This window comes from Nocardia sp. NPDC004151 (assembly GCF_042874235.1).
Lineage (GTDB): Bacteria > Actinomycetota > Actinomycetes > Mycobacteriales > Mycobacteriaceae > Nocardia.
This window is the reverse complement of the sequence record NZ_JBIAMR010000010.1, coordinates 222824-243644: the sequence shown is the minus strand read 5'-3', so window position 1 is coordinate 243644 and position 20821 is coordinate 222824. Positions and strand designations below refer to the sequence as shown.

Annotated in this window: 23 protein-coding genes; 15 read left to right on the top strand and 8 right to left on the bottom strand. The window is 69.2% G+C overall.

Annotated features, from left to right (window positions below):
- Positions 1 to 192 precede the first annotated feature (192 nt).
- From ACFYTS_RS23545 to ACFYTS_RS23535, 3 genes are all read left to right on the top strand, one after another.
- Complete coding sequence (locus ACFYTS_RS23545; protein ID WP_357283644.1) at positions 193 to 1416, top strand: hypothetical protein; 1224 nt, start codon at positions 193 to 195, stop codon at positions 1414 to 1416.
- A gap of 163 nt (positions 1417 to 1579) precedes the next feature.
- Entirely contained in the window at positions 1580 to 2197 is a 618-nt protein-coding gene (locus ACFYTS_RS23540) for an acid phosphatase (protein ID WP_357283641.1), read from the top strand.
- The gene (locus ACFYTS_RS23535) at positions 2194 to 2673 is read left to right on the top strand and encodes a GNAT family N-acetyltransferase (protein ID WP_357283639.1); all 480 of its coding nucleotides are present in this window, start codon (positions 2194 to 2196) and stop codon (positions 2671 to 2673) included. The genes ACFYTS_RS23540 and ACFYTS_RS23535 overlap by 4 nt, the downstream gene beginning before the upstream one ends.
- A 93-nt stretch (positions 2674 to 2766) precedes the next feature.
- On the opposite strand, the gene ACFYTS_RS23530 is transcribed toward ACFYTS_RS23535, so the two are convergent.
- Entirely contained in the window at positions 2767 to 3225 is a 459-nt protein-coding gene (locus ACFYTS_RS23530; protein WP_357283635.1) for a hypothetical protein, read from the bottom strand.
- Between the two features lie 220 nt (positions 3226 to 3445).
- On the opposite strand from ACFYTS_RS23530, the gene ACFYTS_RS23525 reads away from it, so the two are divergent.
- Together ACFYTS_RS23525 and ACFYTS_RS23520 are read left to right on the top strand one after the other, a co-directional pair.
- Positions 3446 to 4384, top strand: coding sequence for a diacylglycerol kinase family protein (locus ACFYTS_RS23525; RefSeq protein WP_357283736.1), 939 nt, complete (start codon positions 3446 to 3448; stop codon positions 4382 to 4384).
- Between the two features lie 255 nt (positions 4385 to 4639).
- Positions 4640 to 4894, top strand: coding sequence for a WhiB family transcriptional regulator (locus ACFYTS_RS23520; protein ID WP_033087439.1), 255 nt, complete (start codon positions 4640 to 4642; stop codon positions 4892 to 4894).
- A 318-nt stretch (positions 4895 to 5212) separates the two neighbouring features.
- Here ACFYTS_RS23520 and ACFYTS_RS23515 read toward each other — a convergent pair whose 3' ends face one another.
- Positions 5213 to 6727: a histidine kinase N-terminal domain-containing protein gene (locus tag ACFYTS_RS23515; RefSeq protein ID WP_357283632.1), complete on the bottom strand. Its 1515-nt coding sequence runs from the start codon at positions 6725 to 6727 to the stop codon at positions 5213 to 5215.
- An 86-nt stretch (positions 6728 to 6813) separates the two neighbouring features.
- Entirely contained in the window at positions 6814 to 7029 is a 216-nt protein-coding gene (locus ACFYTS_RS23510) for a biotin/lipoyl-binding carrier protein (RefSeq protein ID WP_213559751.1), read from the bottom strand.
- Positions 7030 to 7119: 90 nt separating this feature from the next.
- On the opposite strand from ACFYTS_RS23510, the gene ACFYTS_RS23505 reads away from it, so the two are divergent.
- Positions 7120 to 7194, top strand: a complete 75-nt coding sequence (locus ACFYTS_RS23505; RefSeq protein ID WP_153805149.1) for a 50S ribosomal protein bL37 — start codon at positions 7120 to 7122, stop codon at positions 7192 to 7194.
- 82 nt (positions 7195 to 7276) lie between these two features.
- Here ACFYTS_RS23505 and rsrA read toward each other — a convergent pair whose 3' ends face one another.
- Together rsrA and ACFYTS_RS23495 are read right to left on the bottom strand one after the other, a co-directional pair.
- The gene (rsrA, locus tag ACFYTS_RS23500; RefSeq protein WP_357283734.1) at positions 7277 to 7558 is read right to left on the bottom strand and encodes a mycothiol system anti-sigma-R factor; all 282 of its coding nucleotides are present in this window, start codon (positions 7556 to 7558) and stop codon (positions 7277 to 7279) included.
- A 65-nt stretch (positions 7559 to 7623) separates the two neighbouring features.
- Positions 7624 to 8352, bottom strand: a complete 729-nt coding sequence (locus tag ACFYTS_RS23495) for a sigma-70 family RNA polymerase sigma factor (RefSeq protein ID WP_379095821.1) — start codon at positions 8350 to 8352, stop codon at positions 7624 to 7626.
- 234 nt (positions 8353 to 8586) lie between these two features.
- Between ACFYTS_RS23495 and ybaK the strand changes: the two genes are divergently transcribed.
- The 4 genes from ybaK to ACFYTS_RS23475 all read left to right on the top strand — a co-directional run bounded on the left by ybaK (position 8587) and on the right by ACFYTS_RS23475 (position 11939).
- Positions 8587 to 9078 (top strand): Cys-tRNA(Pro) deacylase, encoded by a 492-nt coding sequence (gene ybaK / locus ACFYTS_RS23490; RefSeq protein WP_387307156.1) that lies wholly within the window; start codon positions 8587 to 8589, stop codon positions 9076 to 9078.
- Positions 9079 to 9234: 156 nt separating this feature from the next.
- A complete protein-coding gene (locus ACFYTS_RS23485; RefSeq protein ID WP_387307154.1) occupies positions 9235 to 9780 on the top strand; it encodes a MarR family winged helix-turn-helix transcriptional regulator in 546 nt (181 codons plus the stop codon).
- Positions 9777 to 11468 carry an MDR family MFS transporter gene (locus ACFYTS_RS23480; protein ID WP_387307152.1) on the top strand — a complete coding sequence of 564 codons (1692 nt, stop codon included), beginning with the start codon at positions 9777 to 9779 and terminating at the stop codon, positions 11466 to 11468. Before ACFYTS_RS23485 ends, ACFYTS_RS23480 begins: the two co-directional genes overlap by 4 nt.
- A gap of 168 nt (positions 11469 to 11636) precedes the next feature.
- A complete protein-coding gene (locus ACFYTS_RS23475) occupies positions 11637 to 11939 on the top strand; it encodes a hypothetical protein (RefSeq protein WP_387307150.1) in 303 nt (100 codons plus the stop codon).
- Positions 11940 to 11973: 34 nt separating this feature from the next.
- On the opposite strand, the gene ACFYTS_RS23470 is transcribed toward ACFYTS_RS23475, so the two are convergent.
- Positions 11974 to 12741, bottom strand: a complete 768-nt coding sequence (locus ACFYTS_RS23470) for an SOS response-associated peptidase (protein ID WP_357283732.1) — start codon at positions 12739 to 12741, stop codon at positions 11974 to 11976.
- A 146-nt stretch (positions 12742 to 12887) separates the two neighbouring features.
- Between ACFYTS_RS23470 and ACFYTS_RS23465 the strand changes: the two genes are divergently transcribed.
- Positions 12888 to 14396: an aldehyde dehydrogenase family protein gene (locus ACFYTS_RS23465; protein ID WP_357283618.1), complete on the top strand. Its 1509-nt coding sequence runs from the start codon at positions 12888 to 12890 to the stop codon at positions 14394 to 14396.
- A gap of 52 nt (positions 14397 to 14448) precedes the next feature.
- On the opposite strand, the gene ACFYTS_RS23460 is transcribed toward ACFYTS_RS23465, so the two are convergent.
- Positions 14449 to 14739 (bottom strand): hypothetical protein, encoded by a 291-nt coding sequence (locus tag ACFYTS_RS23460; RefSeq protein ID WP_387307148.1) that lies wholly within the window; start codon positions 14737 to 14739, stop codon positions 14449 to 14451.
- Positions 14740 to 14835: 96 nt separating this feature from the next.
- On the opposite strand from ACFYTS_RS23460, the gene aroA reads away from it, so the two are divergent.
- The 4 genes from aroA to ACFYTS_RS23440 all read left to right on the top strand — a co-directional run bounded on the left by aroA (position 14836) and on the right by ACFYTS_RS23440 (position 17936).
- Entirely contained in the window at positions 14836 to 16146 is a 1311-nt protein-coding gene (gene aroA / locus ACFYTS_RS23455; protein ID WP_387307146.1) for a 3-phosphoshikimate 1-carboxyvinyltransferase, read from the top strand.
- Positions 16089 to 17150, top strand: coding sequence for a ribosome small subunit-dependent GTPase A (rsgA, locus tag ACFYTS_RS23450; protein ID WP_387307144.1), 1062 nt, complete (start codon positions 16089 to 16091; stop codon positions 17148 to 17150). Before aroA ends, rsgA begins: the two co-directional genes overlap by 58 nt.
- Positions 17151 to 17228: 78 nt before the next feature.
- Positions 17229 to 17384 carry a hypothetical protein gene (locus tag ACFYTS_RS23445; RefSeq protein ID WP_357283610.1) on the top strand — a complete coding sequence of 52 codons (156 nt, stop codon included), beginning with the start codon at positions 17229 to 17231 and terminating at the stop codon, positions 17382 to 17384.
- 27 nt (positions 17385 to 17411) lie between these two features.
- Positions 17412 to 17936: a nitroreductase family deazaflavin-dependent oxidoreductase gene (locus tag ACFYTS_RS23440; protein WP_357283607.1), complete on the top strand. Its 525-nt coding sequence runs from the start codon at positions 17412 to 17414 to the stop codon at positions 17934 to 17936.
- A 6-nt stretch (positions 17937 to 17942) separates the two neighbouring features.
- Here ACFYTS_RS23440 and ACFYTS_RS23435 read toward each other — a convergent pair whose 3' ends face one another.
- On the bottom strand, positions 17943 to 20720 hold the full coding sequence (locus ACFYTS_RS23435) for an ATP-binding protein (protein ID WP_387307201.1): 2778 nt from the start codon (positions 20718 to 20720) through the stop codon (positions 17943 to 17945).
- Between the last annotated feature and the right edge of the window lie 101 nt (positions 20721 to 20821).

Here is a 20821-nt window from a genome sequence, read left to right as displayed (position 1 = left end):
GCCGTGAAGGCGGCGGCGAAGTCCGAGGTCGAGGCCGTCGAGCCGGGTACCGCGGCGAGCGGTTCCGAGGCGGCCCCGGTGAAGCGGACGCGTCGCAAGAAGACCGAGGACGGGGCGGAGGGCGCCGTCACGGTGGCCGACACCGCGGTCGCGGCCTCGGCCTAGTCGGCCGGATCGGCTACTCTCGCTGTCGTGCTCGCACCCGAGCGGCGGACGCGCGCCGATATTCTCACTGCTGTCGCGATCGCCGCTCTGGTGGCGATCGCGACAGTGGTCGTGGTGCTGACCAGCGGTGTTCGCGGTACCCACGCCAGTACGGCCACCCGCACCCTGCCCGCGCCGATCTCCACCGATCCGGTGCCCCAGCAGGTCGCGGAACTGTGGCACGCCTCCGACGGGGCGACCCAGCGGTCGTTGGTGGTGGGCGGCGTGGCCGTCACCGCCGACGGCGGCACGGTGTCGGGGCGCGATCCCCGCACCGGTGAGCAGGTGTGGACCTACGAGCGGGATCTGCCGCTGTGCGCGGCCGAAGTCCAGTTCGGCACGGTCGTCGCCACCTACAAGGATCAGCGCGGGTGCAGTCAGACCACACTGCTGAACGCCGAGAACGGCTCTCGGGTGGCGGCCCGGTCCAGCTACATGGACGACAAGATCACTCTGGCCCCCGACAGCACCTACATGCTGGCGCAGGGTCCGCGGCGGCTGGAACTGTGGCGTTCGGACATGGTCCGCACCCTCGAGTACGGCTATGTCGACGCCCCGGTGAACCCGCACACCCAGCCGCGCAGCGGGTGCGCGCTGATGTCGTCGGCGTCGGCGCCGAGCCGGGTGGCGGTGCTGGAACGCTGCCCGAACGAGGCGGCCGCGCGGCTGACCATCCTCAATCCCGCGCCCAAGGACGGCACCACGCCGGAGGAGTACAGCTCGCACGTGCTCACCGAGCCGGGCGGCGCGGTCGACGGGGCGAAGGTGATCGCGGTGTCCGACACCAGGATCGCGCTCTACCTACCCGGAACCCCGTCCACCACACCGGTTCTCGCGCTCTACGACGTGAACGGCAATCTGATTGCCACACACCAGATGCCGGCGTTCTCCGACACCGCCATGGTGGCGCGGCTGTCGTCGGGCTTCTTCGTCTTCACCGGTGAGGCGCTGGTCGCGCTGAACCTCTCCACCCTGGACCCGCTGTGGGGCACCCACAATGTGCTCGGCACCGCCGCGATGATGTCCGGCCAGCTGATCGCCCCGATCCCGGAGGGGCTGGCCATCCTGGATCCCGCCACCGGCGCGCAGCTATCGCGAATCCCACTGCAGCGCAGCGACTACCACAAGGAACCCATCTCGCTCGGGGTGTCGGGCACCATGTTCCTGGAACGCCGCGGCACGCAGGTGTACGGAGTCGGCGCTCGCCCCTGAGGCGCTCGTCTGCCACCGCGACAGCTGATTTCGCGACGGTCGGGGTAAACCTCCCGGGGACGTCCGGGTCGGATCGGCTCCCGACCGCCGGCCCGGACGCTAATTCCGACGGCAATCTGTCGCCCGCCGAGTATTCGGCGAGGCGGTGGCGCATGATCGATTCATGAGCGGTGGCGAATTCCGGCTGGTATTGCTTCGACACGGGGAGACGGCCTGGTCGGCCGCGCGCCGCCACACCGGGCGGACCGATGTGCCGCTCACCGAGATCGGTGAGGCTCAGGCTCGGGCGGCCGGAAAACTGCTGTACGACCTGGACCTGTCGAATCCGCTGGTGCTCAGCAGTCCCCGGCAGCGGGCGCTGCGGACCGCCGAACTGGCCGGGCTGACCGGGGTCATCGTGGACGACGACCTGGTCGAGTGGGACTACGGCGAATACGAGGGCCTGACCACGCCGGAGATCCAGCGGATGTCGCCCGGCTGGACCATCTGGACCGGGGAGGTCCCCGAGGGCGAGACCGCCGACCAGGTCCGTAAACGCGCCGACCACGTGCTGGCCACGGTCATTCCCGAACTCGCCACCCGCGACGTGGTGCTGGTCGGGCACGGTCACTTCTCGCGGGCGCTCATCGCTCGCTGGGCCGAGTTCGAGGTGACCGAGGGCCGCCGGTTCTTCCTGTCCACGGCCGCGGTTACGGTGCTGGGACACGATCATCGAGCGCGAACCGTGCTCGCGCACAACTTGGTCGCGCCGCTCGAACCGATGGAAGGGACCTCCGCATGATCCGCCGCGCCACACCCGACGACGTTCCCGCGCTGGTGGGTCTGGTCCACGATCTGGCCGAGTACGAGAAGGCCCCCGACGAGTGCACGCTCACCGAGGAGCAGCTCCGGACCGCGCTGTTCGGGCCCACGCCCGCGCTGTACGCGCATGTCGCCGAGAGCGATCGCGGCGTGGTGGGCTGCGCCATCTGGTTCCTGAACTACTCCACCTGGAAGGGCGTGCACGGGATCTACCTGGAGGATCTCTACGTCAAGCCGGAGGCGCGCGGGCGCGGCCTGGGCAAGAGCCTGCTGGCGACGCTGGCCCGCGAGGCCGTGGAGCAGGGGTACGCGCGGGTGGACTGGTCGGTCCTCACCTGGAACACCCCGAGCATCGACTTCTACCGGTCCATCGGGGCCGAGCATCAGCACGAATGGACCGGCTACCGGCTCTCCGGCGCTCACCTGGCGCGCCTCGCGACGCACGCCGACGACTGAGGGCCCGAGAGGCCCGGGAAGCGCTCGCTCACCCAGGGAAGTGGGCGAGCGTCCAAAAATCGGCTCAGCGGCCACTGAGCCGGGCGCGCGGCGCTACTCCGCGCCCGAGCCGTACCCCTCGGCCATCCATTTGACCGAGGCGGGTGCGAACAGCGCGCCCAGGGTGCCCAGCGCCAGCAACCCCAGCGGCGTCCCGAATTCGGGCCGCCCCGAGGTGAACATGTAATACGCGACACCGAGCAGCAACAGCTGGGTCAACGTGGCCAGCGCCCGCCCCCACCGCTTGCCGCGCATGAGCGTGAGCCCCGCCGCCAGCACCGCGCCGCCGAGGATCGCCGCGTACCCGGCGGTGAGATAGCTGTTCTTCGCGCTCTGCGCCTCCCCGTTCAGGCCGACGATGATCAGGATGACCATCGCCACCAGCCCGGCCGCGCCTTCGAGGGCGACCAGCGCCCCCGCGACCCGCACGGTCGTGGGCACGCCCCCGGCCTGCGCGGCCCCGCCCCCGGTGTCGCCCGCCGACTTGCTCTCGCCCTGGTTCTGCTCAGCCACGCCCCCAGCCTACGACCGAGCGTCGTTGGCGAACGCACCCGCACGGCGTTCGACCAGTTGAGAAGTGGCACTGGAAGGTTCGCCACCGTCTCGTTCCGGACCACGCTCCGCCTCCCCACGCTTGGAGCGGAAGCGGCAGCGAAGCGGAGGAGCCGAGGAGGGAAGAACGAGACTTCGGGGCCGCGAACCAGCCCGAGCGGAGCGAAGGCAGAATGGCACCGTGCGGACGCTCCTGATCGTGAACCCGAATGCCACTTCGACCACTCGGTCCACTCGCGATCTGCTCGCCCACGCACTGGAAAGCCGCACCGAACTCACCGTCCGCCAGACCGAGCACCGGGGGCACGCCGCCGAATTGGCGAGCTGGGCCGCCGACAATCGGATGGATCTGATCGTGGTGCACGGCGGCGACGGCACCGTGAACGAGACCATCAACGGCTTCCTCCCGCTGCCCGGCCGGCCGCAGCGCGAATGGCTGCCGCGGCTCGGCATCATTCCCGGCGGTTCGGCGAACGTGTTCGCGCGCTCGCTCGGTATCGAGCCGGATCCGGTGACCGCGACCAATCAGCTGATCGATCTGGTGGCCGACAGCGCGGACCGCCGCATCGGTCTGGGCGTGGCCGACGATCGCTGGTTCTGCTTCAGCGCGGGAGTGGGCCTGGACGCGGATGTGTGCGAGGCCATCGACGAGAAGCGCGCGAAGGGCAAGGCGGCCACGCCCGCTCGTTATCTGCGCACCACGGTCAAGCAGTTCTTCCGCGCCAAACGCCGTGCCCCGCAAGTGACCTTGGACATTCCAGGTCACGAACCGGTCACGGATGTGCATTACGCATTCGTTACCAACGCCAGTCCCTGGACGTATCTCGACAACACGCCTGTGGTCACCAACCCGGGGACCACATTCGAATCCGGTCTCGGGGTGTTTGCCATGCGCACCATGGGTGTTCTCCCCACCTTGATGGTCGCGAGACAGTTGCTGGCAGCCCAGGGGGATCCCAAGGGCCACACATTGTTTCGCGAGGACGACGTACCGGGCGTAACCGTCACGGCGGAAGAACCGATCGGGTTGCAAATCGACGGCGACTTCATCGGTCGACGCAACATGGTGAATTTCACAGCCGTCCCGGATATCCTCGGTGTGGTCGCGCCCAAGCCCTAGCCGGCTCGACACACCTGAGAAAACTCGTTGTTGCGCTGCGAAAACCCGCTCGACCGAGTACAAATGACACGGCGGACCCCCATGTAGGGGTCTTACAGCGTGAGCTTCCCCACGGTGCACCAGGTATCTATTGACATCTACGGTGTTCGTGAAAGCATTCACAAGCAACCGTGCGGAAACATTCGAGTCGCACAAGTGAACGGACCACAAACCCGAGGGGCAGCGCCATGCGCGCCCTAGCAAAGGAGCAGAGGAATGGACTGGCGCCACAAGGCCATCTGTCGCGACGAGGACCCCGAGCTGTTCTTCCCGGTGGGTAACAGTGGTCCGGCGCTCGCGCAGATTGCCGATGCCAAGCTGGTCTGCGCTCGCTGCCCTGTCACCGCTGACTGCCTTTCCTGGGCCCTGAAGTCGGGCCAGGATGCCGGCGTGTGGGGTGGAATGAGCGAGGACGAGCGTCGCGCGCTGAAGCGTCGCAACGCGCGCACGCGCACCCGCAGCGTCGTCTAACCACCTAGACGACAAGGCGTTACGGCCCACCCCAGCCTCGGGGCCGCAGCGCAATTCGGCCCGGCACCAACACAGGTGCCGGGCTTCAGTGTGTAAAGGGGAAGACCACGGGACTCCGAGGGGCTCCGCCCCCCTAACCCCGGGGCCGCTCCGAGGCTTCGCCCTCAAACCCCGAGACCGTCTTCGGAGGTTCCTCCCCAAACGGTCCCCGGCAAGAATTCCCGGGGCAATTCCCGATCAACGGGATTCGCGCCTCGAACGAAAGTTCGGGCGCGGCTTTTCAGCTCACGCCCGAACTTATGCGTCGAAGTTGATATTTCAGCGCGCGGAGCGCCGGCCGAGCGGAACTCGCAGCACCGCGTCGGTTCCGACATCGGCTCCGGGGTGAAGTCCGATCGAGCCGCCCAATTCCGCCGTGACCAGTGTGCGGACGATTTGCAGGCCCAACCGGTCGGAGGCTTCCAGGCTGAATCCGTCGGGCAGGCCGCGGCCGTCGTCGCTGATGATGACGTCGAGCCAGCGGGCCGAACGCTCGGAACGGATTGTGACCGTACCGTTCTCACCCGCGTCGAAGGCGTGCTCGATGGCGTTCTGCACCAGCTCGGTCAGCACCATGACCAGCGGCGTGGCGCGTTCGGCGGAGAAGACGCCCAGGGACCCGGCGCGGCGGACCTTGATGCGGGCGGTGTGCACGGTCGCCACGTCGGCCATGATCGGCAGCAGGCGGTCCACCACCTCGTCCAGATCGACCTCTTCGTCAACCGACATCGACAACATTTCGTGCACGGACGCGATGGAGGTGACCCGGCGGACCGATTCGGTCAGCGCCAGGCGGGCCTCCTCATTCTCGGTGCGACGGGCCTGCAGGCGCAGCAGCGCGGCCACCGTCTGCAGGTTGTTCTTCACCCGGTGGTGGATCTCGCGGATGGTGGCGTCCTTGGACAGCAGCGCGCGGTCGCGGCGCTTCACCTCGGTCACGTCGCGGACCAGCACGGCGGCGCCGCCGAGCTCACCGTGCGGCCGCAGCACCAGGGTGCGCAGCAGCACGGTGGCGCCGCGCGCCTCGACTTCCATTCGGCGCCCGCCCTTTCCGGCCAGGGCCGCCTGGATGTCGCCGACCACCTCCTGCGCGTCGAACGGGTCGGTGATGAGCGAACGGGTGGTCAGGGCCAGGTCCTGGCCGACCAGATCGTTCTGCAGACCCATGCGGTGATACGCCGACAGCGCGTTGGGGCTGGCGTAGACGACGGTGCCCTCGGTGTCGAGGCGGATGAAGCCGTCGCCCGCGCGCGGGCTGGAATGCGAGCCGGTGCGGTCCTCGAGCGCCGGCCAGGTGCCGTCGGCGACCATCTGGCACAGGTCGTCGGCACAGGACATGTACGCGATCTCGAGACTGGACCGCATCTTGCGGCGCTGGGTGTCGGTATCGCGGCCGAGCACGGCGATGATGTCGTCGCCGACCCGCACCGGAATGGCCTCGCGCATGGCGTGCACGGGATGCGGGTGATAGACCCCGGTCAGCGCGGTGTCGGCCTCGAAGCGCTGGATATCGGCGTTCAGCAGGGCCTCGAACACGTGCGGATTCGACTCTTTGGTGGCGTAGCCGCCGACCAGGTCCTCCGGATGCACGGTGGGGGCGGTGGTGGGGCGGCACTGGGCGACGCAGACCACCTCCGCGCCCTCGGTCACCGGTCCGGTCCCCACCCAGAGCAGCAGATCCGCGAAGGACAGATCCGCCAGCAGCTGCCAATCCCCCACCACCCGCTGCAAATGGTCGACAGCCGCGCCCGGTAGATCGGTGTGCTCGGCCAGTAGCTCACTCAGGGTCGACATTCACCCACACTCCTCTGTTCCCACGTCGCGTGTATGTTCCCATGCGACACGGCAAGGATGCGTCAGGAGCGGCTGGGGGCTCTCACTCAGGAGATGACGGCGATGAGGTCGCCGGGCTGCAGGACGTCGCCGGGCTTGACGTTGATCGAGGCCACGGTGCCGGGGCCCTCGACGATGACCGGGATCTCCATCTTCATCGACTCGAGCATGACCACCGGGTCGTCGGCCTTCACTTCGTCGCCGACGGAGACCAGGATCTCCTGAACGGTCGACACCATCTCGGCCAGCACTTCCTCAGCCATGAACACCTCTCGTTTCGAGTGACCTGTAGCCCCTGAAGGTACAGCAGATCACCCGTGAAAGAATGGCGACCGACTGAAGGGAGATTACCTATGGGTAAGCGTGGACGTAAGAAGCGTGGCCGCAAGAAGAATGCCGCCAACCACGGCAAGCGGCCGAACGCCTGAGCTGCTTCGATAAGCTCGAAAACTGCTGAGCGGCACCACTTCCCACTCGGGAAGGGTGCCGCTCAGCTGTATCCGGGATGTCTTATTCAGCCGTTTCGGCCCGGGTCTGGATGACCGTGTAGCTGGTCCGGATCTCCATGGTCAGGCGCTGACGCAGGGAATCGGGCGCGCGGTCGCCGCCGCACTTGCGGTTCAGCAGCGACTTGAGCTTCTCCTCCAGGCCGTAGGCCTCGACACACGGCGAACAGCGGTCGATGTGCTCACGCAGCCGCGCCTTCACGGTCTCGTCGCACTCGTTGTCCAAGAGCAGCCAGACATCGGCAAGCACCGCCGAGCAATCCAGTTCTTCCATCTCGTCGCTCATGCCTCCGCTTCGCTCCGGCCCGAGCGACGCGTCGGCTGTGCCCATCTTCCGCTCGCTGCGCTCGCTCACTGGGTTACCTCCTCGCGCGCCGCATCGCTGCCCGACCGGTTGAATCCACGTTCCCGCGCCACGTCCGCGAGCAGGCCCTTGAGCTGCTTGCGGCCCCGGTGCAGGCGGGACATGACAGTACCGATGGGAGTACCCATGATCTCGGCGATTTCCTTGTAGGGGAAGCCCTCCACGTCGGCGTAGTACACCGCCATCCGGAACTCCTCCGGCAGCGACTGCAGAGCGGCCTTGATGTCGTCGTCCGGCAGGGCCTCGAGCGCCTCCATCTCCGCGGAGCGCAGGCCCTGGGAGGTGTGTTCGGCAGTGGCGGCGAGCTGCCAGTCGGTGATCTCGTCGGTCGGATACTGCGCGGGCTGGCGCTGCTTCTTCCGGTACGAGTTGATGTAGGTGTTGGTGAGGATGCGGTACAGCCAGGCCCGCAGGTTGGTGCCCTCACGGAAGGATTTGAAGCCCTGGTAGGCCTTGGCGAAGGTCTCCTGCACCAGGTCCTCGGCATCGGCCGGGTTGCGGGTCATGCGCAGGGCCGCGCCGTAGAGCTGGTCCAGCAGGGGCAGCGCGTCGCGTTCGAACCGGGCGGCCAGTTCGGCCGTCGATTCGGAGCTCCTGGCACCGGATTCGCTCACTTCGTCGTCATAGTCGACCGCTTGGTCGTCACCGGCGTCGATGCTGTCCGCATCGTCATCACGCCGGCGATCGACCATGTCGTCGTCGCTCGTCACGCTAATCCCTTCGATCGCCGTAGCAATTGAATCTACCGCGAACAGGGATTCGGCCCGGAAACCGGTTGGTCGCTCCTCGAGCAGAACGGACACCGACTCCTCCTTGGTCATGGGATCGAGTGCTTCCCGTCCGTGGGCCCGACGGTTGCCGAGAAGCGCGTATCGCATGCAACAGGGTGAACGCTCCGCCTGTTCCCACACTCTGAAATCGGCTTGCGCGCGGTGTCTAGGGTGAGCCGCATGGCCGCTTCTACTCCCGCGATCAAAGCCCTGGTTCAGGCGAAGGTGGAGCATCGGGTGCACGCGTATGCCCATGACCCGCGCAGTGATTCGTACGGCGCGGAGGCGGTGGACGCGCTGGCGGCCGAGGTCGGGGTGAGCGCCGGGCAGATCTTCAAGACGCTGGTGATCGAGCTGGGTTCGGGCGGGCTCGCGGTGGCGGTGCTGCCGGTGCCGACCACGCTGTCGCTGAAGGCGGCGGCCGCGGCGCTGGGCGGCGGCAAGGCGGCGATGGCCGACAAGGCGAAGGCCGAGCGCACGACCGGCTATGTGCTGGGCGGGATTTCGCCGCTGGGACAGAAGAAGCGCCTGCCGACGATCGTCGATTCCTCGGCGCTGGAGTGGGATCGGGTGCTGTGCAGCGCGGGCAGGCGCGGACTGGAGATCGAGCTCGCGCCTGCGGATCTGGTGCGGCTGACGGGGGCGGTGACCGCCGCGGTCGCGGTGGCCTGACCTGCCGATTTATGGGCGAATTGTCCGATTCGGCCGTGAGTGGAGACACAACCTCCGGAAACCCCTTGCCAAGTGACAACTATGTCGGAATACTTGCGCCGTACAACTAGTTGCCTTTTACAAGCAATTGCCCGACGCAAGGAGGTGAGACCGACCGTGACCGACGATGACCCGGCGACCACCACCGACATCGACGACGGCCTTGTCGATGCCATCGCCTACGAGATCGCCCGGCTCACCAAGCTGCGCGATCGCACCAACGCGCAGATCTCGGCGCTCACCGGGGGCGAGATCGAACCGGCCGCGTTCAGCATCCTGTTCCAGCTGATCCACGGCGGCCCGAAACGCTCGGGCGCGCTCGCCGAGGCCCTCTACTCCGACGCCTCGACCATCAGCCGCCAGGTCGCGAGCCTGGTCAAGCGCGGACTCATCGAGCGCCGCGCCGACCCCGCCGACGGCCGCGCCAGCGTGCTCGACGTGACCCCCGCGGGACGCACCGTGGCCGCCCAGATCCGGGCCCGCCGCAACGACTCGCTGCGCGACATGCTCACCGACTGGACCCCTGGCGAACGGGAGGTCTTCTCCCGGCTGCTGCATCGCTTCGTCGACGGCTACGAAGGGACCCGGCAGCGCATGCTGGCCGATATCGCGGCCCACAAAGACCTGAAATCCTATTACGAACCCGCGGAGAGCAATTCGTGACAACCCAAGCCACAGCGGCGGAGCCGGAACTCAATTCGGCCGGCTTCACCCACAAGCAGATCCTGGTGATCATGAGCGGCCTGATGATGGGCATGCTGCTGGCCGCCCTCGATCAGACCATCGTGTCGACCTCCATCCGCACCATCGCCGATGAGCTGCAGGGCTATTCGGCGCAGGCGTGGGTCACCACCGCCTACCTGATCACCTCGACGCTGGCCACCCCGCTCTACGGCAAGCTGTCGGACATGTACGGCCGCAAGCCGTTCTATCTGGCCGCCATCACCATCTTCGTGGCCGGTTCGCTGGCCTGTTCCATGGCGACCTCGATGTACCAGCTGGCCGCCTTCCGGGCCTTCCAGGGCCTGGGCGCGGGCGGTCTGATGTCGCTGGCGCTGACCATCATGGGCGACATCGTGTCCCCGCGGGAACGCGCCCGCTACCAGGGCTACTTCCTGGCCGTGTTCGGCACCTCCAGCGTGGTGGGACCCGTCATCGGCGGTCTGCTCTCGGGCACCGACCAGATCCTGGGCGTCACCGGCTGGCGCTGGGTGTTCCTGGTGAACGTGCCGGTCGGCATCCTCGCGCTGGCCGTGGTGACCCGCGTGCTCAAGCTGCCCAAGCGTCCCGGCAACAAGGTCGCCATCGACTGGATGGGTATCTCGGCGCTGATCGTCGGCCTGGTGCCGCTGCTGGTGATCGCCGAGCAGGGCCGCGAATGGGGTTGGACCAGTGGACATGCCATCATCTGCTACGCCCTCGGCGCGTTCGGCGTACTGACCTTCATCGCGGTCGAGGCCAAGCAGGGCGACGCCGCGCTGATCCCGCTGCGCATGTTCAAGAACTCCACCTTCGCCCTGGGCGTGCTCATCTCGGTGGTGGTCGGTGCGGCCATGTTCGGCGGCATCACCCTGCTGCCGCAGTACCTGCAGGTGGTGCAGGGCGCGAGCCCGACCAAGGCGGGTCTGCTGATGCTGCCGCTGGTGGCGGGCATGATGACCGGCTCGATCCTGGCGGGTCAGCTGATCTCGCGGACCGGACGGTACAAGTACTTCCCGCCGGTCGGCGCGGGGCTGCTCACCGCGGGCCTGTTCCTGCTGCACCTGGTCTCGGCCGATACCAAGCTGTGGATCGTCATGATCTTCATGGCCATCACCGGCTTCGGCCTGGGCAATCTGATGCAGCCGCTGACCCTGGCGCTGCAGAACGCGTTGCCGCCCAAGGACATGGGCGTGTCCACCGCCGCCGCGACCTTCTTCCGGCAGATCGGCGGCACCCTGGGTGTGGCGGTGTTCCTGTCGGTGCTGTTCACCCAGCTCGCCCCGAACATCACCACCTCGCTCGAGTCCGCCGCCCAGCAGCCCGCCTACGTGCAGGCCATCAAGGACGGCATGACCAGCGACAACCCGGTCGACAAGCAGGTCGCCCAGGGCCTGGTCGCCAAGGATCCGGCGGTCGCGAACCAGGTGCTCAACGACAGCTCGGTCATCCAGAAGCTGGACCCGACCCTGGCGCATCCGTTCAAGGAGGGCTTCGCCGAGTCCATGGACCGGGTGTTCCTGGCGGCCACCGGCGTCGCGCTGATCGCCTTCATCCTGGTGCTGTTCTGGAAGGAGGTGCCGCTGCGGACCGCGGGCGGCATCCAGGCCCGGGACGAGGCCGCCGAGAAGGCGGATCCCGCGACGGTCTGACCGGCGACAACCGAATCGACAGTGCCCCTGCCGCGGAGACGCGGCGGGGGCACTGTCATTTCACTATCCCCGCGGTTTTCTGTGAGTTACTGGGGAGCGAGCAGTGAGATCGTTGTGAACGTGTGCAGTCCGCAAGGTCCGATTCGAACCGAGGATGTGATGCGGTTTATGTCTCGCCATCGGCGTATTCACACAATTGCCGCCGCCGGAGTACTCGCGCTGGCGCTGAGCGCGGGCCCGGTGACCATCGTGACCGCGACGGCCGCGCCGGTCCCGGTGCCCGTCGCGCCGCAGGGCCCGAGCTTCCCGGATCCGGGAGCCCCCGGTGGAGGGGCCGCACCCAAGAAGGATGAGAAGGTCGACAAGGCCGAGAAGCTCGGCGGCGGGATCGTCACCAAGATGATCGACTCCATGGCCGACACCTTGAAGTGCGTGCTGAATATCGGCATCCCGACGGTGAAGTGCGGCTGATCCGACCGCTCGGGACTCTCTCGCGGGTAGCCGGTCAGATCAGGCTGATCTGACCGGCCTGTTCGTCGACGGTCGCCAACAGGTCCGGGCCGTTGTTCTTGACGCTGTTCACCAGCGACGGCACCGCACGGATCACGATGTCCGAAACCGCCGCGGCGGCAGGCGTTTCCAGCAGTTCCTCCGGGGCCGGGTGATCCGGATCCAGCCAGGCCGCCCAGTGTTCGCGCGGCATGGGCAGCGGCATGCGGTCGTGGACCTTGCTGAGATCGCCGACGGCGTCGGTGGTCAGGATCGTGCAGGACAGCAGCGGCTGTGCGGCGTCACCGAGCTCGCGGTCGCGCCAGACCGACCACAGGCCCGCCATATAGAGGCGGCCGCCGTCGGCGCGGGACATGAAGTACGGGCGCTTGACGGCCTTGCCGGCGCCGCCCGCCTCGGTGATCCACTCGTACCAGCCGTCCATCGGTACCAGGCAGCGGCGCTTCTTCACCGCGTCGCGGAAGGAGGCGGTGGTGGCGGCCTTGTCGGCGCGGGCGTTGAAGAGCGGTTTGCCCTTCACCGGGACGCCCGGCTCGGCGGTCTTGGTCCAGGGTGGGATCAATCCCCAGCGCATGGCCCGGAGGCGCAGGGCGGCCGGGTCCTCGGGGTGGTCGCGGTCGTGGCGTTCGACGACGGTGAGCACCTGGTTGGTGGGGGCCACGTTGTAGTTGGGGTCGAAGCCCTTGTCGCCGGTCTCGTCGATGGCGTCGAGCTCGACGGCCAGCTTCGCGGGATTCGTCGTGGTCGCGTATCTACCGCACATGCCGACCATGCTGCCACCGGTCACCGACACCCACCAGGACCACCGCGCCCGCGAATCGAATCGACATCGATGTGATGGCAATTGACATCACTTGGACGGTGTGAGACGTTCGTCTCATCAAACTCTCATCAAGGGATCGCCGCACAATGACTGCAACCGAAGCCGCCCCGCTCGATCAGGCCGAGACGCTGACTTCCGTCAACCCTGCCACCGGCGAGGCCCTCGCCACCTACCGGATCGATGATGAGGCGGCCGTGCGCGCTGCCGTCGCCAAAGCCCGCAGCGCCGCCGCCACCTGGGGCGCGCTGAGCTACGCCGAGCGCAAGAAGCACGTGCTGCGCTGGGGCAGCAAGCTCGTCGAGAAGTCCGACGAGTTGTGCGAGCTCATCCACGCCGAGAACGGCAAGCCCGTCGACGACGCCTTCCTCGAGCTCATGCTGGCGCTCGAGCACATCAAGTGGGCCGCCTCCAACGCCGAGAAGGTACTCAAGCCGCGCAAGGTCGCGCCGGGCGCGTTCATGGCCAACTTCGCCGCGCACCTGGAGTACCGCCCGCTGGGCGTGGTCGGCATCATCGGCCCCTGGAACTACCCCGTCTACACACCCAACGGCTCCATCGCCTACGCGCTGTCCGCGGGCAACTGCGTGGTGTTCAAGCCGAGCGAATTCTCCACCGGCATCGGCAATTTCGTGGCCGAGGCGTTCGCCGAAGCGAATCCGGAACTGCCGGACGGGGTGTTCATCACCATCAACGGCTACGGGGCCACCGGCGCCGCGCTGGTGAAGTCCGGCGTCGACAAGCTGGCGTTCACCGGATCCACCGCGACCGGTAAGAAGATCATGGCCTCGGCCGCCGAGTCGCTCACCCCGGTGTTGCTGGAGTGCGGCGGCAAGGACGCGGTGATCGTGGCCGCCGACGCCGACATCAAGGCCGCCGCCGACGCCGTCGCCTGGGGCGCCACCGCCAACTCCGGCCAGACCTGCGCGGGCGTCGAGCGCGTCTACGTGGACAAGTCCATCGCCACCGAGTTCGTGGCCGAGGTCAAGCGCATCCTCACCGACATCAAGCCCGGCTCCGACGACAAGGCCTCCTACGGGCCGATGACCATGCCGAGCCAGGTCGACATCGTGCGCCGGCACATCGAGGACGCGCTGAAGAACGGCGGCACCGCGGTGCTCGGCGGCCCCGAGTCCGTCAAGGGCTCCTTCATCGACCCGGTCATCCTGGTCGACGTGGACGAGTCCTCGGAAGCGGTGTGCGAGGAGACCTTCGGCCCGACCGTCACCATCCGCACCGTCAGCGGCGTCGACGAGGCCGTGGAGCTCACCAACAAGAGCAAGTACGGCCTGGGCTCGGCGGTCTACTCCAAGAAGCAGGGCATGGAGATCGCCCGGCGCCTGCAGGTCGGCTGCACCTCGGTGAACTCGGTGCTGTCCTACGCCGCCATCTCCGGCCTGCCCTTCGGCGGCGTCCGCGATTCCGGCATCGGCCGCATCCACGGCGCCCCCGGCCTGCTGGAATTCGCCCGCCCGCACTCGATCGCGGTGCAGCGCTTCACGATTCCGGGCATGGCGCTGCTGTCCTACACCCGCACCGACCGCACCATGAAGCTGCTCCGCAAGATCGTGCCCCTGGTGCACGGCCGGGCCAAGTAAGCGAAACACCCACCGCGACAACGCCGGTCCCTACGGGGACCGGCGTTGTGCGTCAGGTGGTCGGCGGCAACGGCGGTGCGGCGAAGAACTCCTCGAGCGGGGTCGGGCCGGTGTAGCGCCGGCAATTGCAACGCGCCCAGGCTTTGATGCCCGCCCCGGTCTTGCGGAAGTTCTCGGCGTGGCAGTGGCCCGCTTCACGGTCGTGCAGGGCCAGGTCGTGGCCGCAGCCGCAGAGCGCCGGACTCGGCTGCTCGGGCTTGATGCGGCGGGAACCGAATCGGCCCGTGAGCCAGCCGCCGCCGACGAGCGCGCCACCGATTACCAGGCTGATGGGATCGATCACCCACCCAGCATACGTACTTGTATACGTATACGTCGAGGGTTGCGGTCCGGGCGAGAACGGGACGTGCGCCCCCCGAGACCCCGGTCATTTGGGAGGATGGGCATTGTGACTTTCTGGCCCGCGCCCCATGTCCGAGTTCCCGTCCACGCTTCCGTGACCCTGCCCGGGTCCAAATCCATTACCAATCGGGCGCTGATCCTCGCCGCGCTGGCGGATCGGCCGTCCACCATCACCGGGGCGTTGCGCAGCCGGGACACCGATCTGATGATCGCGGCGCTGCGGGCCATGGGCGCCGGGATCGAGGGTGACGGCAGCACGCTGGTGGTGACTCCGCCCGCCGAATTCGGTAGCGCCATGGTCGATTGCGGGCTGGCGGGCACGGTCATGCGGTTCCTGCCGCCGGTGGCGGCGCTGGCGCGCGGCGACGTCGCCTTCGACGGCGACGAGCAGGCGCGGGCGCGGCCGCTGGGCACGATCCTGGACGCGCTGCGGGCGCTGGGCCTCGACATCGACGGCAACCGGCTGCCTTTCGTGGTGCACGGGACGGGGGCGCTGCGCGGCGGGCCGGTCACCATCGACGCGTCGGGTTCCTCGCAGTTCGTGTCGGGGCTGCTGCTGTCGGCGGCGCGGTTCGAGCAGGGCGTCACCGTGAACCACGACGGCGCGGCGCTGCCGTCCATGCCGCACATCGAGATGACCGTGGAGATGCTGCGCCGGGCCGACGTTCGCGTCGACGCCCCCAACGATCCGCGCAAGGCCCAGACCTGGACCGTCGCGCCCGGCCCGATCCGCGCGGTGGACTGGGACGTGGAGCCGGACCTGTCCAACGCCACCCCGTTCCTGGCCGCGGCGGCCGTCACCGGCGGCGAGGTGAGCATTCCGCACTGGCCGCGGATTACCACCCAGCCCGGCGACGTGATCCGCGAGATCCTGGTGCGCATGGGCGCGGAGGCGCGCTTCTTCGAGAACGTGCTGACCGTGCGCGGTCCGGAACGCCTGGCGGGCATCGACATCGACCTGCACGACGTGGGCGAGCTCACCCCGACCGTGGCCGCCCTTGCGGCCCTGGCGGATTCGCCGTCACGGCTGCGCGGCATCGCGCACCTGCGCGGCCACGAGACCGACCGGCTCGCGGCGCTGGCCACCGAGATCAACCGGCTCGGGGGCAAGGCCACCGAGACCGAGGACGGGCTGGCCATCGTGCCGAACCCGCTCACCGGCGGGCAGTGGCACTCCTACGCCGACCACCGGATGGCCACCGCGGGCGCGATCATCGGCCTGGTGACGCCGGGTGTCGAGATCGAGGACATCGGCACCACCGCCAAGACGCTGCCCGGATTCGTCGAGTTGTGGGAGAGCATGCTGGCCGGAGCGGACCACGCCGGCGAGCCGGGAGCAGGACGCTGAGGCGCCGCGAGTACGACGAGTCCGATGTCCGGGTGCGCCCGGGCAAGGGCTCGCGACCGCGCACCAAGACCCGGCCGCAACATCTGGATGCCGAAGCGGCCATGGTGGTCTCGGTGGACCGCGGCCGCTGGGGGTGCGTGCTGGACGGGGATCCGGAGCGCGGCGTGGTCGCCATGCGGGCGCGCGAGCTGGGCCGGACCCCGATCGTGGTCGGCGACCAGGTGGATCTGGTCGGCGACCTGTCCGGCAAGCCCGACACCCTGGCCCGCATCGTGCGGGTGTCCGAACGGCGAACGGTGTTGCGCCGCACCGCCGATGACACCGATCCGTTCGAGCGGGTGGTGGTGGCCAACGCCGAGCAGCTGTTCATCGTGGTGGCGCTGGCCGATCCGCCGCCGCGCACCGGGTTCGTGGAGCGGGCCATGGTCGCGGCGTATGTCGGTGGGCTGCAACCGATCCTGTGCCTCACCAAGCACGATCTGGCCGCCGACTCCGAATTCGCCTCGGCCTTCGAGGATCTGGATCTCACCATCGTCTACGCGGGCATCGAGGATCCCCTGGAGCCGGTGCTGGAGCTGCTCGACGACAAGCTGACCGCCTTCATCGGGCATTCGGGGGTGGGCAAGTCCACCCTGGTGAACCGGCTCGTCCCCGACGCCGAACGCGCGGTCGGTGAGGTGTCGGGGGTCGGCAAGGGTCGGCACACCTCGACCCAGTCGGTGGCGTTGCCGTTGCCCGACGATGGCTGGGTGGTCGACACGCCCGGCGTGCGCTCGTTCGGTTTGGCCCACATCACTCCCGACGACGTGATCGCCGCCTTCTCCGATCTGGCCGACGCCATCGAGGACTGCCCGCGCGGCTGCACCCATCTGGGCCCGCCAGCCGATCCGGAATGTGCACTCGACCTGCTGGAAGGCAAGGAGCAGCGGGTGGCGGCCATCCGCCGTCTGCTGACCGCGCTGAATTCCAACGACCCTTGGTTCCGCGGCAACAGCGAATCCTGAGGCGACACGGGCCGCCACTAGTAGCTGAAGAATCGCCCATTCGATACCTTTTGTGCATAACAGGCACGAAGGGAAGTCATGAGCGAGGAAACTCCGCCGCGCGAGCATGACGACGACGCCGACCCGCGCGAGGACGAGAAGAAACAACTGCGCCGCGAACACGACGAGGACCGCTCCCCCGCCGACCCGAACGACTGGAACGACGACTGGGACCGGGCGCGTTGGGCGCCCTAGCGGCGGCCCGGCAACATAATCGGGGACATGGTTTTCGCTGAATGGCAGCGCGGCCCCGGCGCTCCCGCCCGCTGGAATCCGCTCCCTCGACTGGGGCGGACGCTGGCTCGCCGCCGCACCGTCATGCGCGCCGCCCCGCTGGTCTTCGCACTGGAACGGCTCGCGCGGCGAACCACCAAGGGCCGCAAGGGGATTCTCGATGTGGCGGGTCTGCCCGCGGTAGTGCTGACGGTGGCGGGCCGCCGCACCGGGCTGCCGCGCACCGTCAGTCTGCTCTACACGCCCGATCTCCTGGACGAGAAGCGGTTCCTGATCGTCACGTCGAACTGGGGCAAGCCCGAACAGCCGTCCTGGTCGGCCAATCTGCGGCACGCCGAAGCGGCCGAGCTGATGGTGCGGGGCGAGCGGTTCCCGGTCCGGGTCCGGGAGCTCACCGGCGACGATCGGGATCGGGCCTGGCGGCGGGCGCTGGAATTCTGGCCCGGCTACGCCATGGAGCAGCGGCTGGCGGGGACGCGCCGGTTCCGGCTGTTCGAACTCACCCGCGCCTGAGCGGGGTCACAGCGGCGGGCGGGTCAGCCGCATGCCATTGTCGAAGTCGATGCCGCGCAGCTCGGAACGGCCGGTGAGACCGAGCTTCTCGAGAATCCGGGACATGTGGTGGCCGACGGTGCGCGGGCTGAGGAACAGTTCCGCGCCGATCTCCCGATTGGTGAGGCCCTGGGCGGCGAGGCGGGCCACCTGGGACTCCTGCACGGTCAGCGGAGTGTCCGAACCTCCGGCGGGTTTGGTCCCGGTGCCGGTGAGATCGAGTTCGGTGCGGGTGCGCGCGGCCCACGCGGTCGCGCCGATCAGCTCGAAACCGTCCGCGGCGAGCCGCAATTGCTCGGCGGCGTCACGGCGGCGGCGGACCCGGCGCAGCCACTTGCCATAGAGCAGCTGGGTGCGGGCGCGCCCGAAACTGCCGTGCCGGGAATCGCCGACCGCGACGGCGCGCCGGTAGTAGTGCTCGGCGCGGTCCTCCTCCGCGAGCAGCGCGCGGCAGGCGTAGGCGGCGGCCAGCGCCCAGCGGGCGCGGGACCGCCGCGCCCAGAGCACGATGTGCTCCGAGTGCGCGGCGGCGTCGTCGAAACGACCCACGCGGCACGCCGCTTCGACGAGATCGAGGGTGGCCAGCCGGGCCAGCGTGGGATGCGCGGCCTCGTGGCCCGGCTGCGACAGCGCGCGCAGCCGGCGGTAGGCGGCCTCGGCGTCACCGGCGGTGAGCGCGTGGAAGCCGTGGTGCCAGTAGGCGCCGCCGGTGAGCAGCGGCACCGCGTGCGGGCGGGACAGCGCCAGCGCGCGCTCCACGCTGTCGGCCACCAGGTCCGCGTCGCCGCGCTGGGCGGCCAGCCGGGCCCGCAGGTTCCAGCACTGGGCGAGGATATTGTCCGCGCCCGCCCCCGACGCCAGGTCGAACGCCTCCTCGAGGGTGGCCTCCCCCGCCTCCCACCGCCCGGTGGCGAACTGCATGGTGGCCAGCTGCGGCAGCATCCCGACCGCCGCCGCCCGATCGCCCGCGGCCCGCAGCCCCGCCGCGACCGTCAGATACGGCTCCAGCCCCGCCTCGGCCAGCCCCCACTCCAGCAGTTGCGCCGCGGGCGGCAGCAGCTGCACCGCGTACGTCGGCGACGGCTCCGCCACCACGGCCTCCAGCTGCCCGTCCATCGGCCGGTCGACGCCCTGCCCGAGCACCCACTCGGTCCGCTCCGCCAAGAGCCGCAGTCCGGCGACCAGGTCGGCCCCGCGCTCGAGCCTCGAGCCCGCGAGGGTCGGCGCGGGTTCCGAATCTCGGCCGGACGGGACCGGATTCGCGCTCCTGACCGCGACTTCCTCCGGCCCGGTCGGAACGGGTGGCACCGTCGACGGGCCGACCAGGGTGGCGGGGGTTTGCGCGAGGCGGGCGGCGATGGCGTCGGCGTCGCGAAGCAGGAGGGTGTGGGCGCGGGCGGGGTCGCCGGCGACGAGTTCGAGGAGACCGGGCAGGCCCGCCGCGGCGGTGGTGATGGCGGCCGGGGTGGTGCGGGATTCGGCGAGGGTGAGCAGGCGGCGGGCGGATTCGATATCGCCGCCTTCCCACGCGAATTGGGCCGCCGCGGCGAGACGCAGACCCGCGGTGGCCGGATCGGCGGTGATGGCGGCGGCGCGGCGCAGGACGGCGGCGGCGGCGAGGGGACCATTGTGGCGCAGGACGCGGGGTGCGCCGTCGGCGAGGGCCCGGGCCAGTTCGGGATCCGGGGTGTCGAGTCCGGCGGCCAGGTGCCAGGCGCGGAGCTGTTCGGCGCCGGAGCCGGGGAGGGCGGCGGCCAGGGCGAGGTGGACGGCGCGGCGCTGGGCGGGCGGGGCGGCATCGTAGGCCGCGCCGCCGAGCAGGCGGTGCCGCATGTCGACGCGGCCGTCGGTGACGACCAGCAGGCCCGCCTCGAACGCCCGCTCCCAATCCGCCGGGGCGACACCGAGTTCGGTGGCGGCGGACGCGATCGGGCACAGGGTGCCGCGGTCCTCGGCGGCCGTCACCACCAGCAGCAGGCGGACGCCGGGGTCCAGGGCGGCGAGCCGGTCGGCGAAGGCGGCGCGCAGGCGGGGGCCGAAAGGCGCGGGCCCCCACGCGATTCCGGCGCCGTCCTCGGTGTCGATCGGGAATTCGCGCAGGGCCAGGGGGTTTCCGCCGGCCAGCTTCAGCATGCGGTTCGCCCGGGGCGCGCCGACGCCGCCCGCCCGCCGCGCCAGCAGCCGCCGCGCCTCCGGGTCGGGCAGCGGCGCGACCGGCAGTACCCGCAGTGACTGCCACACCGTGGTGGCGGGGCTGTCGCGCATGGCGGCCAGCAGGGCCACCCGGACGCCGCCGAGGCGGCGCAACGCGAAGGTGAGAGCGCGGGCGGTCGCGAGATCCACCGACTGCGCGTCGTCGACGATGAGCAGGACCGGCTGATCCGCGGCCACGACCGCCAGCAGGGAGACCACGGCCGCGCCCACCAGGAACCGGTCCGCCGGGCCGGGGCCGCGGCCGAGGGCGGCGGTCAGGGCGCGGGCCTGCGGACCGGGCAGCGCGGGCACACGATCGGCGAGCGGGCCGAGCAGTTCGCGCAATGCCGCGAAATCCACTCCACTTTCGGCGGAATTTCCGCGGCAGTGCAGAACTCGAAATTCGGTGGCGCGTTGTTCGGCGTCACGCAGTAGCGCGGTTTTCCCGATCCCGGGTTCTCCCCAGAGCAGCATTCCCCCGCCGTGACCGGCACGCGCCCGAGTCAGGACCCGAGACAGTTCGTTCTGTTCTCGTTCCCTCCCCTGGAGCACCCGGATCTCGCGCACGTCGCAAGGTACCTCGCATTACGAGCAACCGACAAACCTGTAAACGCGACCTTCCCAGCGGCTGAGATCACCGCCGGGATAAGCGA

What these genes read in the sequence shown, in the direction of transcription:
- ACFYTS_RS23470 (WP_357283732.1), bottom strand. Translation starts at nt 12,741, where the DNA reads ATGTGCGGTAGATACGCGACCACGACGAATCCCGCGAAGCTGGCCGTC.
- ACFYTS_RS23535 (WP_357283639.1), top strand. Translation starts at nt 2,194, where the DNA reads ATGATCCGCCGCGCCACACCCGACGACGTTCCCGCGCTGGTGGGTCTG.
- aroA (WP_387307146.1), top strand. Translation starts at nt 14,836, where the DNA reads ATGGGCATTGTGACTTTCTGGCCCGCGCCCCATGTCCGAGTTCCCGTC.
- ACFYTS_RS23520 (WP_033087439.1), top strand. Translation starts at nt 4,640, where the DNA reads ATGGACTGGCGCCACAAGGCCATCTGTCGCGACGAGGACCCCGAGCTG.
- ACFYTS_RS23475 (WP_387307150.1), top strand. Translation starts at nt 11,637, where the DNA reads ATGTCTCGCCATCGGCGTATTCACACAATTGCCGCCGCCGGAGTACTC.
- ACFYTS_RS23515 (WP_357283632.1), bottom strand. Translation starts at nt 6,727, where the DNA reads ATGTCGACCCTGAGTGAGCTACTGGCCGAGCACACCGATCTACCGGGC.
- ybaK (WP_387307156.1), top strand. Translation starts at nt 8,587, where the DNA reads ATGGCCGCTTCTACTCCCGCGATCAAAGCCCTGGTTCAGGCGAAGGTG.
- ACFYTS_RS23465 (WP_357283618.1), top strand. Translation starts at nt 12,888, where the DNA reads ATGACTGCAACCGAAGCCGCCCCGCTCGATCAGGCCGAGACGCTGACT.
- rsrA (WP_357283734.1), bottom strand. Translation starts at nt 7,558, where the DNA reads ATGAGCGACGAGATGGAAGAACTGGATTGCTCGGCGGTGCTTGCCGAT.
- ACFYTS_RS23440 (WP_357283607.1), top strand. Translation starts at nt 17,412, where the DNA reads ATGGTTTTCGCTGAATGGCAGCGCGGCCCCGGCGCTCCCGCCCGCTGG.
- ACFYTS_RS23445 (WP_357283610.1), top strand. Translation starts at nt 17,229, where the DNA reads ATGAGCGAGGAAACTCCGCCGCGCGAGCATGACGACGACGCCGACCCG.
- ACFYTS_RS23540 (WP_357283641.1), top strand. Translation starts at nt 1,580, where the DNA reads ATGAGCGGTGGCGAATTCCGGCTGGTATTGCTTCGACACGGGGAGACG.
- ACFYTS_RS23510 (WP_213559751.1), bottom strand. Translation starts at nt 7,029, where the DNA reads ATGGCTGAGGAAGTGCTGGCCGAGATGGTGTCGACCGTTCAGGAGATC.